The organism is Agarivorans sp. QJM3NY_29 (genome assembly GCF_050870835.2).
Lineage (GTDB): Bacteria > Pseudomonadota > Gammaproteobacteria > Enterobacterales > Celerinatantimonadaceae > Agarivorans.
This window is the reverse complement of the sequence record NZ_CP194036.2, coordinates 2,736,853-2,750,329: the sequence shown is the minus strand read 5'-3', so window position 1 is coordinate 2,750,329 and position 13,477 is coordinate 2,736,853. Positions and strand designations below refer to the sequence as shown.

General features: G+C 44.1%; 8 protein-coding genes. 5 read left to right on the top strand and 3 right to left on the bottom strand.

Going from position 1 to position 13,477, the window contains the following annotated elements:
• The first annotated feature begins 4 nt into the window (after nt 1–4).
• The 3 genes from lolA (at nt 5) to serS (ending at nt 3,509) form a co-directional block, all read left to right on the top strand.
• Nucleotides 5–610, top strand: a complete 606-nt coding sequence (gene lolA / locus ACRRS0_RS12535; protein WP_432452863.1) for an outer membrane lipoprotein chaperone LolA — start codon at nt 5–7, stop codon at nt 608–610.
• The gene (locus tag ACRRS0_RS12530; protein WP_432452865.1) at nt 610–1,926 is read left to right on the top strand and encodes a replication-associated recombination protein A; all 1,317 of its coding nucleotides are present in this window, start codon (nt 610–612) and stop codon (nt 1,924–1,926) included. Before lolA ends, ACRRS0_RS12530 begins: the two co-directional genes overlap by 1 nt.
• A 293-nt stretch (nt 1,927–2,219) precedes the next feature.
• Nucleotides 2,220–3,509 carry a serine--tRNA ligase gene (serS, locus tag ACRRS0_RS12525; RefSeq protein WP_432452867.1) on the top strand — a complete coding sequence of 430 codons (1,290 nt, stop codon included), beginning with the start codon at nt 2,220–2,222 and terminating at the stop codon, nt 3,507–3,509.
• 39 nt (nt 3,510–3,548) lie between these two features.
• Here the strand turns inward: serS and ACRRS0_RS12520 are convergent, their stop codons facing one another.
• The 3 genes from ACRRS0_RS12520 to ACRRS0_RS12510 are packed head-to-tail and all read right to left on the bottom strand — an operon-like array spanning nt 3,549 to nt 6,714.
• Nucleotides 3,549–3,878: a TusE/DsrC/DsvC family sulfur relay protein gene (locus ACRRS0_RS12520; RefSeq protein ID WP_432452868.1), complete on the bottom strand. Its 330-nt coding sequence runs from the start codon at nt 3,876–3,878 to the stop codon at nt 3,549–3,551.
• A 45-nt stretch (nt 3,879–3,923) separates the two neighbouring features.
• On the bottom strand, nt 3,924–5,996 hold the full coding sequence (locus tag ACRRS0_RS12515) for an FUSC family membrane protein (protein WP_432452869.1): 2,073 nt from the start codon (nt 5,994–5,996) through the stop codon (nt 3,924–3,926).
• Between the two features lie 52 nt (nt 5,997–6,048).
• On the bottom strand, nt 6,049–6,714 hold the full coding sequence (locus tag ACRRS0_RS12510) for a Bax inhibitor-1/YccA family protein (RefSeq protein WP_432452870.1): 666 nt from the start codon (nt 6,712–6,714) through the stop codon (nt 6,049–6,051).
• Between the two features lie 290 nt (nt 6,715–7,004).
• On the opposite strand from ACRRS0_RS12510, the gene ACRRS0_RS12505 reads away from it, so the two are divergent.
• Together ACRRS0_RS12505 and gltB are read left to right on the top strand one after the other, a co-directional pair.
• Nucleotides 7,005–7,922: a manganese-dependent inorganic pyrophosphatase gene (locus ACRRS0_RS12505; RefSeq protein ID WP_432452871.1), complete on the top strand. Its 918-nt coding sequence runs from the start codon at nt 7,005–7,007 to the stop codon at nt 7,920–7,922.
• A gap of 902 nt (nt 7,923–8,824) precedes the next feature.
• The gene (gltB, locus tag ACRRS0_RS12500) at nt 8,825–13,474 is read left to right on the top strand and encodes a glutamate synthase large subunit (RefSeq protein ID WP_432452872.1); all 4,650 of its coding nucleotides are present in this window, start codon (nt 8,825–8,827) and stop codon (nt 13,472–13,474) included.
• Nucleotides 13,475–13,477 lie beyond the last annotated feature (3 nt).

The window sequence follows — 13,477 nt, the reverse complement described above, 5'->3', positions numbered from 1 at the left end:
ATTTATGAAAAAACTGGGTACAGTGATTGTGGCGTTGTGTTTATCCTCTGTTGCATTGGCGAATGATGCGGCAACCGAATTGAAGCAACATTTGTCGACGTTAAGTAGTTTCCAAGCCGAGTTTAAGCAAACGGTGCTGGATGCTGATGGTAGTCAAATTCATCAAGCCGAAGGCAAGCTTAGTTTAGCGCGTCCTGCCAAATTAAATTGGCAACAGGTTGCCCCAGAACAAGACATGATTGTTTCTGATGGTACGACCATTTGGTATTACAGTCCATTCGTTGAGCAAGTGACAATTATGAGTGCTGGTGAAGCGATCCGTCAGTCACCATTCATTTTGTTGGCCGATGACCGTAACGAGAGTTGGCAGCAATACCAAGTTGAAAAGGTTGATCAGGGTTACTTGGTAAAATCTAAACGCGATCCTCTACAAGCAGCATTTTGGGTGAAGCTCAATGCTGATAATAGTATTGCTCGCTTTGATCTTATTGAAAGTACTGGCCAGCGAAGTGAGTTTAGCCTGCAAGCCTTTAAGGCGAACCCTAAGTTGAGTGACCGTTTGTTTCACTTCGACATTCCCAGCAATACTATGATTGATGACCAACGTTAATGAGTTTTGAGTTAAACTTCGACGCCGATTTTAGACCTTTGGCGGCGCGGATGCGCCCTACTGAGCTGGCTCATTATGTGGGTCAAAAGCATATTTTGGCTAAAGAGCAGCCGCTGTATAAAGCGATAGCTTCAGGTCAGCTACACTCGATGATCTTGTGGGGGCCACCTGGCACAGGAAAAACCACAATCGCTGAGTTGGCCGCATATTATGCGGATGCTGAAGTTGAAAAAATCTCGGCTGTAACTGGCGGTATCAAAGAGGTGAGAGCGGCTATAGGGCGCGCGCAGCAAAATCAGCAAGTGAGCCGACGGACGATCTTATTTGTTGATGAAGTGCATCGCTTTAACAAAAGTCAACAAGATGCGTTTTTACCTTATGTAGAAAATGGGACGGTAATTTTTATTGGTGCGACTACCGAAAATCCTTCCTTTGAACTGAACAATGCCTTGTTGTCTCGGGCTAAAACCTACGTGCTACGGTCTTTAGATAGTTCGGCGATTTTGCAGCTACTGGAACGCGCGATTCGTGATGATGAAATTTTAAAACAGCAGAATTTGCAGTTTGAATCAGGGGTGTTAGAAGCGCTAGCAGAGTTAGTCAGTGGTGATGCTCGTCGAGCTTTAAACTTGCTGGAAATGATGGCTGAGTTAGCGGAAGTTAGCAGTAGCGGTAAACAGCTTTGTTTTGATTTGTTAAAGCAGGTGGCTGGCGAACGTTATAGCCATATCGATAAGGGAGGAGACAAATATTACGATTTATTGTCTGCCTTGCATAAATCTATTCGGGGCTCATCTCCCGATGCAGCCTTATTTTGGTATTGTCGGATTTTAGAAGCCAGTGGGGATCCTTTAGCGGTGGCGAGACGCTGTTTGGCGATTGCCTCTGAAGACATTGGTAATGCGGATCCTAGAGCCATGCAAATCGCAGTGAGTGCTTGGGATTGTTATACTCGGGTTGGGGCCGCTGAAGGAGAGCGGGCGATTGCTCAAGCCGTTGTTTATTTGGCATGTGCCGCTAAAAGTAATGCCGTATATACGGCATTTAAAGCCGCACGAGCGGCGGCAAAAGAGTACGGTGATACCGAGGTGCCAGTGCACCTGCGAAATGCTCCGACCCAGCTAATGGCTGAGTTAGGCTATGGTGCGGAATATCGTTATGCACATGATGAGCCCAATGCTTATGCCGCCGGACAACAATATTTACCTGACGGGCTTACGGGGATGCAATTTTACTATCCACAAAGTCGTGGGTTAGAGCAAAAGATTGCAGAGAAATTGGCTTATCTAAAACAGCTCGATCAGCAAGCAGAATAGGCTGTGAGTATAGCAGTGATGATGTCGTTTAAACGGGGGGCCTCAGGATCGCTGAATCGTGGCTTTCAGGCTTTAGTTTATTTGTCGTCTGGCTAGCAAGGCTGATTATTCCTAGTTCAGCTTATTTACGGCATTTTATTGTTAAAACAAGTAGAAAGCCCGATTGTGTCTGCTATGAGTTGCTTTATAATGGCGACTTATAAATTTTATTGAAGCAGCGTAAATGTGGCTAACTAGCAATTGCAAGCCGCATCCACTGTTTTTTACTCATTGAATTGGAAGTAGGTTATTGAATGTTAGACGCTAATTTGTTGCGAAGCGATATAGAGAGCACTGCTCAGCGCTTAAAAACTCGAGGATTTGAACTAGATGTAGCTCGTTTGACGACTTTAGAGAGTCGCCGTAAAGAATTACAAGTTCTTACCCAAGAACTGCAAAATGAGCGTAACACTCGTTCCAAATCCATCGGGCAAGCGAAAGGGCGCGGCGAAGACATTGCCCCCTTGTTAGCCGAAGTTGGCCAATTAGGTGAAAAGCTCGATGCTGCTAAAGCCGAATTAAATGCGCTATTAGACGAAATTAAAGATTATTCTCTAGCGGTGCCTAATCTGCCGCATCCGAGCGTACCGCTTGGTAAAGATGAGTTGGAAAATGTAGAGCTGCATACCTGGGGCGAGTTGCCGAGCTTTGACTTTGAGCTGAAAGATCATGTGGATGTTGGCTCCGATTTACAAGGTTTAGATTTTGCTAATGCGGTCAAAATTAGTGGCTCTCGTTTTATTGTCATGAAGGGTAAAATTGCTAAGCTGCATCGCGCTATTGCTCAATTGATGCTTGATACGCATACCGAAGAGCATGCATATCAAGAGATGTACGTACCTTACTTGGTTAATGCTGATTCACTCTACGGTACTGGTCAGTTGCCTAAGTTTGGTAAAGATCTGTTCCATACCCAGCCTGCAACAGAAGAAGGGATCGGCATGAGTCTGATCCCAACTGCCGAAGTGCCCTTAACTAATATGTTGCGCGATAGTATTGTGGAAGAAGCCGAGTTGCCGATCCGTATGACCGCTCATACGCCTTGTTTTAGAAGCGAAGCGGGTTCTTATGGGCGAGATACACGCGGTCTGATCCGCCAACACCAATTTGATAAAGTTGAAATGGTTCAATTGGTTCATCCCGAAAAATCTTACGCAGCCTTAGAAGAAATGCGTCAACATGCAGAAAATATCCTACAAAAACTGAACTTACCTTACCGTGTGGTGACTTTGTGTACTGGTGATATGGGCTTTGGTGCAGCGAAAACTTACGATTTAGAAGTGTGGGTTCCTGCGCAAAATACTTACCGTGAAATCTCATCGGTGTCTAACTGTGAAGATTTTCAAACTCGTCGAATGCAGGCTCGGTTCCGTCCTAATGGCGCTAAAAAGCCAGAGTTATTACATTCATTAAATGGTTCTGGTTTGGCGGTGGGTCGCACCCTAGTAGCAATTTTAGAAAATTATCAAAACGCAGATGGTAGCATTACTATTCCAGAAGCATTAGTTCCCTATATGGGCGGGCTAGAACGAATTAGTGTATAGTTTCATAGAATTATAAAAAAAGCGCCCGAGGCGCTTTTTTTATATGCATTTGACTGGTTTGGGTAAGCCCGCAATTTTTGTGGCCTGCTTGGCGGGCCCATCGGGAAATAATTTATATAAGTAGCGGCTATTGCCTTTGTCGGGGCCAAACTTTTTGGCCATTGCTTTGACTAAGGCACGCATTGCAGGGGAGGTATTAAACTCTAGGTAGAAATTTCTTACAAATATGACGACTTCCCAGTGGGCTTCACCCATCTCGATACCTTCTCGTTGGGCAATATGTGCTGCGAGCTCTTTTGACCATGCCTCTAAGTCGAGTAAGTAGCCATTCTTGTCAGTTTGATAACGCTGCCCATTAAACTCAATCATTGTGTCTTAATAAACCTTTTGAATCACTATAAGTTGTCGCTAAGTTTACCATCGACCATTTAATAATAATTGGCGAATTTGCTGTAAGTCTTTGCATATTAGTTGTAACTGGTAAGCAATTAGCAATTCGTCACCGACTAGCTTTGGCAATAATTTATTGATTTCGGTAAGTAGTCGCTCATGTTGTGGTTTTAAACTGGGTCGCTGGTCAGAAAATAATAGTAGGTAATCGTGCATTAGCTCCAACTCGCCATTTATTTGCTCGCCTAATTTAGCCAATTGATTCGCCGCATATCCAGATTGTAATTGGCTTCGATGGGTTGATAAGGCTGACAAGTGAGATAGTAAATTGTGGCTCATACCAACTAAGTGGTAGAGATCAGGAGAAAGTCGACGTTTGTCACTAGGCTCGGCTAGCATGTATTGCCAATGACGAACCAATTCGGCCTCGCTTTGATAAGCGTGGTAACGATTTAAGCGAAATTCGGTGCTTTCTGCTGGAGACGTACTGAAATATTGCTGGAAAATGGCACCTTGATAAGCTGCTATATTGGCAAATAGTTGACTCACAATTTTACGGCTGATCTTATGTTGCCAGTCAGGCCAGAAATAACGCATTGATGCTAAAGCCATTAACGCGCCAATCAAGGTGACAATGGTTCTAATGGTTAGAGCTTCATTGGCGGGATAACCTTGTAAATCCAGAGACATTGCAACAAAAATGGTGATAAAAGCCACTGAAATTGCATAGTTGAAATGAAAAAATAAAAAAAACATCAACACTAATATCGGCAGCAAACCGATACTCACTGAATCGGGAAGGTTTAAATAACTTAAACCTGCGGCGACAAATACTCCTGCGATGGTTCCGAATACCCGTTTTCCAACTCGCTTTTTAGTCTCATGGTAGTTGGGCTTAATGACTAATAGACAACTTAGCATCAACCAAAATGCGTGCTCGTCATTCATGATCAAGATTAAACCATAGGCAATCACCATGGTGCAGGCCATTCGCAAGGCGTGACGATTGACCTGTAGCTTTAGATCAAAAGCTTGTTGTAAATATTGTTTTATCGATAGGGTCTTAAAAGGAGAAAACCGATTTTCTGGTTCGGGAAAAGCTTGTTCGTTAAAGCACAATGCAGTGACTTTTTTTAAGTTTTTTAATAAATATTCAAAACGAGGAGGCAACAGGGGAAGTTGTGCTCGTTGTTCTTCTAAGGTATCGATGGCTTGATTGAGTTGTAATTCTACATCTTTGTCAAGTTGACTGGCACCAATAGCTCGTGCGATACGGACCATGATGGCTCGGGTGTCAGTTAACAATTGCCGAGGAAGAACGTTTTGTAGCCGCTCATAGTCGAGGTGAGATGAGTTGAGCCTTTCGTGGAGCAGCTGCGCTTTAAAAAATCGGTCCATCTGGCTAGAGCCCACCAGCTGCTTATTCCGTTGCTGATAAACGTAAAGGCCGTGACGAATCACCCCGAGTTGCTCTGCAATGTCTGCACTTTGGCGAGTTAAGCGGACCTGGATGTCGCTAATATTAGCCCCCCGTCGAAATAAACGAGTTTTGGTCAGTTGATAAAGACTAATTTGCCGAAATACTTGAGCCAGTTGCGCATCTAACCAGCGATTAGGGGCGACAGCATTAGCAACTAAGGAGAGTAGCGCATAACAGAGCGCACCTAATACCAACCACAGAGGTTGCATCCATGGGTTGCTGTAAGTGCTATATCCCAGCATGGTATAAATACCAATTATCAACGAACACATGGCAATGGAGCCATACTTTTGTCCTAAAACAGGCATTCGCATAAACAAGTAGGTGGAACTGAATAAGCCAATAGCAAACAGCCAAGGCCAGGGGTAAAGCAAGGTCACGGAAATGCAGGCGAGGGTAAAGCACCCCATCATTAGCAGGGTACTTTGTAGGCGCTGCTGGTAAAAGTCGGGACTATCAGCTAATCCTGCGGCAACGACCCCAAGGGTTAGGGATATTGCCAGTTCCAAGTCAAACACTAGACTTAGGCTTAGCATTAAGATCGCAAGACTCGCGGCCTTTAATGCCACAGCCCAATTTAAGCTGGAGGGATCGATTTTATATTTAACTAAAGCCATAAATGAAAACGCCCCGTATAAAACAGGGCGTGGGTATCCTTACCTAGTCGACTTAGTCGTCGTTTAAAAAGCCTAAAATGTGGAGTAGTGATATAAAGATATTAAACACATCTAAGTACAAACGAATGGTTGCGCTGATGTAATTTGTTTCGCGACCGCTGATAATATCGCTGGTGTCATACAAAATATAACCAGAGAATAGCAACACACACGCACCGCTGATAGTGAGACTTAGCATTGGTACATGCAAAAATATGTTCAGTAGGCTAGCAACCACAAGAACGATCAAACCGGCGAATAAGAAGCCGCCCATGAATGAAAAATCTTTCTTGGTGGTCAGCACATAACCGGATAAGCCAAAGAAGACCAAACCGGTCATTCCCAAGGCTTGCATCACAATCGCAGTACCTTGCGGAAACTGTAGGTAATGGGTCAGTAGCGGACCTAATGAGCCCCCCATAAGGGTGGTGAATACAAAAGTCCACACAAGTCCCATCGAAGAATTGATGCTACGGGGGAGGACAAACCACACAATTCCCATCGCACCAAGCATCATTACCATTGATGCCATAGAGCCGATACCGGCAATGACCGCAAAAAATGCTGCAAGAGCACTGGTAAACAAGGTCATCGATAGTAAGGCGTAGGTATTACGCAAAACCTTATTGGTTTCCAGTGTCGATGCAGCGCTATAGTTTATCGTGCTGGGCTGATTCATTATTTCACTCCGTATTATGACTGAGTTAATGGTAAGTTTTGATAGAATGAATTTCTAGTATAACGATATTTTTGCTAAAGAGAATCAAATCTAAGATCTAAAACCGTACCGCTGGTTGATTAGAATGTCACAAAAACATATAGATAGCTGCTTGTTGTTGATTCTTGAGAGCGTTTTGCGACTAGATAATACGAAGGCACAGTTGCACTCGATGGCGCATAGCCCTATGATCACCGCTAACAGGGCGCTTTGCCTTAATCCTTAATCGTTCAAAGTGAGACGGATAACCAATGTTAGTTTTAGGACACACTAATCCAGACTGTGACAGTATTGCTGGCGCAATATCTTTAGCAGAGTTATTAACGAAGCAAGGCACACCAGCAACTGCTATAGCTCAAGGCGCGCCGAACCCTGAAGCGCAATTTTTACTTGATAAAATTGGCTTTGACGCGCCTGAGATCCGCAGCGAAATTGCTGGTGAAGAAGTCTGGTTAATTGATTACTCTGATTGGGGGCAAGCTCCTAAAGATGCTAAAAAAGCGTCTATTCGCGGTATTGTTGATCACCATAAACTGGGTGATATTACGACGGCGGAACCACTAGAATGTTGGATCCGTCCCGTGGGTTGTAGCTGTACGATTGTTTATAGCATGTACCAAGCAGCTAATATTACGCCAAGTAAAGAAGCCGCAACTTTAATGTTAGGTGCTATTTTAAGTGATACCGTTAAGTTTAACTCCCCTACTTACACCCCTGTAGACCGTCAAGCCGCCGAGGCTTTGGCTGAACTTGCTGGGGTTAGCGATATCAATGCTTTTGCTGACGAACAGTTTGCAGCTAAATCAGACGTGGCTTCTGTAGCCGCTGAAGAATTGGTGTTACGCGATCAGAAGGTTTACGAAATTAATGGTAAACAGTTTGCTATCGCTCAGTTGGAACTTACGTCGGTAAAACCAGTGCTTGCGCGTTTAGATGAGTTGGAAACAGCTCTCGTTGCGCTAAAGCAAGCCAATGGTTATCACACCGCTTTAGTGTTGCTAACAGATATTACAACTTTGAATTCAACGGGTTTAATTTGTAGTGATGAAGCAGAGCTTGTTGCCAGTACTCTAGGTGGCAAACTTGAGGGGAGTGTGATTGATTTACCTGGCGTGGTAAGCCGTAAGAAGCAGGTCATGCCGCCTCTACAGCGCCAATTTGACGTCTAGTCTGCATATCTTGTACTTTTAAAAGCCAGCGCAGAGTCGCTGGTTTTTTTATGTTTAAAATATGGGAGAGTCGATAGAGAAAGCTTGAAAGGCTTCTTTCTATTATACGGGCAAGTATTTTTAACACTCTTTAGATGAATATACCCGCAGACTTTTATCATTCTTGGATGCGTTTAAATAAGTCGTGTCCGCCGCGATGATTTACTTTTTAATGGTGAACTGTATTGACAGACTCCAATTTGTATGATGAATTGATGGGCAGGCAAAAAAACTAATACCAATCTGATTAATTACATGACCAGCTTATTGAGCAAATAAATCTGCTGATAACGAACCATGAAGCGCAGTAATTCGTGGCTCTAATCACAAAATATATAACGCTGTTGTGGTGATTTAGGCTAGCAAGAATGAACAGTTCATGACTTAGATTGGTATAAGGTGAGTCCTTTGGTTTGTATTTAGTACAAAATCTATCACGAAAGGGCTTTCTGCCAGATCATAGTCTGCGCTGTTGGCAAATTACGTTATTTTATTACCTTTGTGATTTATTTGACCTTTGTTAACTATTGATAGTGAATTTTTCTGCACAAAATGTGAAAAAAAACTCGTTTTTTTAGTTTGTTAGCAACTATTTTGAAAAAAAAATGCGTTTTATTTCAAATCAAGTCTGAAATTCGCTTTATATCTGTGGTAGCATTTCCTTTACTTTCGTGACGAATGGATTAACTCCTGCGTTATTGAATGCTGTTGTTTTGGAGGTTTAAAGGATAATCATCTAGCAAAGGCGATTGTTCACACATCATCGACAGATGGCGTGGCTCCTCTTTAAATGAAAATACTATTGAAGTGAGCAGTCTCACGGTCTGAATAACTTCAATATGGCAGTAAATAGGAATTACTGGATGACAAACATAACTCAACACAATAAGAGCCTTTATCGGCCTGAATTCGAACACGATAGCTGTGGTATCGGATTTGTTGCCCATTTAAAAGGGCGAAAAAGTCATGATGTGATCGAAAACGCATTGACTATGCTAACTTGCATGGAGCATCGTGGCGGCACTGGGTGTGACGTCGATAGTGGAGACGGCGCTGGTATTCTTATTCAGCTTCCTCACGAGTTTTTCAAAGAAGAAGCAACTCAACTGGGTTTCGCTTTACCGAATCCCGGTGAGTATGGCGTGGGCATGGTTTACTTTCCTGCTGATGAAACCATTCGTCGTGAATGTCGAGAAATTTTAAATCGAAATATTAATAAACTAGGTCTAAGTCTACTAGGCTACCGTGTGGTGCCTAAGGACAATTCTAGTTTGGGTCAAGCATCACTTGACAATGAACCTAAAATTGAACAAGTGTTTGTGGCTCGTCCTGCGAATATTGACCAACAAGTATTCGAACGTAAACTGTTTGTGTTACGTAAATACTCGCTACACTTGGCTGACGCCACAGTTACTGGTGTCGATGAAAGCTTTTATATGGCCTCGATGTCCTCGCGAACCATCGTTTATAAAGGTCAGTTAACCACGGCGCAAGTACGCAAGTACTATTTGGATTTACAGGATCCGCGTGTGGTATCGGCCATTGCCATGTTCCATTCTCGTTTCTCAACCAATACTTTCCCCGCGTGGCGTTTAGCGCAACCGTTCCGTTACATCGCTCATAATGGTGAAATTAACACGGTGAAGGGCAACGTGAACTGGATGCGAGCACGTGAATCTTTGCTTGCAAGTGTTAATTTTAGTAAAGAAGAGCTGGATATGATTCATCCAGTGTGTGATATCACGCGTTCAGATTCAGCTAACTTAGACATGTGTGTTGAGTTGCTGGTATTGAGTGGTCGTCCGCTTGAGCAAGTGATGATGATGGTGGTTCCGGAAGCTTGGCAAACTCAAGAAAACATGGACCCAGTGAAACGTGCATTCTATGAATATTACTCTTGCATCATGGAACCTTGGGACGGCCCAGCTTCTATTTCTTTTACCAATGGTAAAGTGATTGGTGCAACACTGGATCGAAACGGTTTGCGTCCATCACGTTATTTAGTGACCGACGATGGCCTAGTTGTGATGGGCTCAGAAACCGGTGCTTTAGTGGTTGATCAGTCTAAAGTGGTCCAAAAAGGCCGTTTACAGCCCGGTAAAATTTTCATTGCTGATTTAGAGCAAGGTCGCATCATCGCCGATGATGAAGTAAAACACACGGTTTGCTCCAAGCAACCCTATGGAAAATGGGTTGAAGAAAATAAAATTGTTATCGACGACCTGCCTCTTCCTGATGGATATAACGATCGTTTTGCCACTTTGCATAGTTTAGCCAAGCGTCAAAAAGCATTTGGTTATAGTCAAGAAGACGTTAACGCGGTTTTGAAGCCAATGGTCGGTACCACTAAAGAACCGCTTGGCGCGATGGGAACGGATACACCTTTGGCGGTGTTGTCGGATAATAACCCACATTTATCCCATTATTTCAAACAGTTGTTTGCTCAGGTTACCAATCCGCCTATTGATCCTATTCGTGAAGAGATGGTGATGTCGTTGCGTACCTATGTGGGTGCGGATTTAAATTTATTGGAAGAGACACCGCTACACTGCCGTAAAGTTGAAATTAAGCAACCGGTGTTAACCAATGATCAATTGGCCAAGTTACGAAGTATTGACCATAACCACTTCCAAGCGGCGACGATTCACACCACTTTCCATGCCTCTGGCGAAGAGGGTGAACTAGAAAAGGCGTTAGAGCGGATTTGTCGACATGCAAAAGATGCCGTGGATGATGGTTTCTCGATATTAATTTTGAGTGACCGTAAAGTTGATAGCGACCACGCGGCTGTACCTTCAGTACTCGCGACAGCGGCGGTTCACCATTACTTAATTCGAGAAGGTATTCGCGCTCATGCCGATTTAGTCGTTGAATCGGGCGATATTCGTGAAACTCATCATTTTGCAACGGTATTAGGTTATGGTGCGGCAGCGGTTAACCCATATTTGGCGATAGAAACCTTGCTCGATATGCGAGACCAGGCAATCATCGATAGTAGTTTATCTAATGACGCGGTGATCTCGCGTTATACCTATGCAATTAATAGTGGTTTGTTGAAGATCTTCTCTAAAATGGGAATATCTACGTTGCAATCCTATCAAGGTGCACAAATCTTTGAAGCGCTCGGTATTAACTCTGAGGTTGTGAACAAGTATTTCACTGGTACCGTGACCCGTATTGAAGGCATGGATTTAGATTCGATTGCAACGGAAGCCTTAAATCGACATCGCGAAGGTTTTGCGACGGATGATAATCCATTTAGGGACTTGATCTTAAGCTCTGGCGGCGATTATGCCTGGCGAAAAGATGGCGAGCGTCACTTATTTAACCCCACCACGATCCGCTTGTTACAAAACGCTTCTTCGACCAATAACTACCAAGTATTCAAAGAATATGCGGCAGAAGTTGATCATCAGGCGAAAGAAGCATTCACTTTGCGTGGTTTACTTAAATTTAAGTCCGATCGCCCTAGTGTTCCATTACATGAAGTGGATTCAGCAGAAACGATCCTAAAACGTTTCGCTACTGGTGCGATGAGTTTTGGTTCAATTTCTTGGGAAGCGCATACCACCTTAGCCATTGCCATGAATCGCATTGGTGGCAAGAGTAATTCTGGTGAGGGCGGTGAAGATCCGATTCGTTTCGAACCGATGGAGAATGGCGACTCAATGATCTCTAAGATCAAACAGGTTGCATCGGGTCGTTTTGGGGTAACTAGTCATTATTTGGCGAATGCCGAAGAATTACAGATCAAGATGGCGCAGGGCGCTAAGCCTGGTGAAGGTGGTCAACTTCCTGGTGATAAGGTGGATGCATGGATTGGTAAAACCCGTGGTTCAACGCCAGGAGTGGGTCTCATTTCACCCCCACCACACCACGATATTTATTCAATCGAAGATTTAGCTCAGCTTATTTACGATTTGAAAAATGCTAACCGTGATGCTCGGATTAACGTTAAGTTAGTGTCTGAAGCGGGTGTTGGTACGATTGCCTCGGGTGTGTGTAAAGGCTACGCCGATGTGGTATTGATCGCTGGCTACGATGGTGGTACGGGTGCATCTCCTCTGAGCTCTATTAAACATGCTGGGTTACCATGGGAATTAGGTTTAGCTGAAACGCATCAAACCTTGATTCAGAATAAATTACGCAGTCGTATTACGGTACAGGCCGATGGTCAACTGAAAACACCTCGTGATTTGGCGGTCGCCACTTTGCTAGGTGCCGAAGAGTGGGGGGTGGCTACCGCAGCACTTGTTGTTGAAGGCTGTACGATGATGCGTAAGTGTCATTTAAATACTTGCCCAGTTGGGATTGCCACTCAAGATCGCCGTTTACGTGAACGTTATGCTGGTCAAGTTGATCATGTGGTCAACTTCTTCAAGATGATGGCGGAAGGTTTACGAGAAATTATGGCTGAACTTGGTTTTCGCAGCATCAATGAGATGGTTGGGCAAAGCCAATGTTTGACTCAGCGTGATGACATTGATCACTGGAAGTACCAAGCGGTTGACCTATCGCCAATCTTGTATAAAGCAGAAGTGGATGGTGACGAGACACTTTATCGTAGCCAAGAGCAGAAGCATTTGATTCACGATATTGTTGATCGTGAGTTAATTAAACAAGCCAGCGAAGCCTTAGAAAGTGGTAAAGCGGTAGCGCTTAGTTCTCCAATTATTAATACCAACCGAAGTGTGGGTACGATGTTGTCGAACGAAATCTCGAAACGTTATGGCTCAGAAGGGCTACCGGAAGATACTATTAAGGTTAAATTTAACGGTAGCGCAGGCCAAAGTTTTGGGACCTTTGCAGCGAAAGGTATTAAGTTTGAGTTAGAAGGCGATGCTAACGATTACTTCGGCAAAGGTTTATCCGGCGCGAAGCTGATTGTTTATCCTGATCGCAAAGCTCCATTTGAAGCACGTAACAACATTATTGTTGGTAACGTGGCCTTCTTTGGCGGTACCTCAGGCGAAGCCTATATTCATGGGATTGCAGGAGAGCGTTTCTGTGTCCGTAACTCTGGGGTCACTGCCATTGTCGAAGGTGTTGGTGATCATGGTTGTGAATATATGACTGGCGGTAAGGCGATTATTCTTGGCGAAACTGGTCGTAACTTTGCAGCAGGGATGTCTGGTGGGGTCGCCTATGTGCTCGACCGTAGTCAGCAGTTTGCTTCGCGTTGTAACATGGAAATGGTCCGACTTGGTGGCATTGAAGATGCCGCAGAAGCTGCCGAGCTGAAAGATTTGCTTGAAAAACATCTCGCTTATACGGGCTCAGACGTTGCCAAAGAATTGCTAGCCGATTGGGACAAGGCTCTGGCTATGTTTGTTCGCGTCATGCCAACGGACTATGAACGGATGCAAGACTACATGAAGCAGGCGAAAGCCACGGGTGACTATGAAACCGATTATGATGTCGCGGTTGCAGCATTCGATATGCACTTAGACAGTGTTGCCCAAGCAAAAAAAGCCAAGGCTGAACAAGCCAAACAAAAAGCTGAAGCGGTTTAGGAG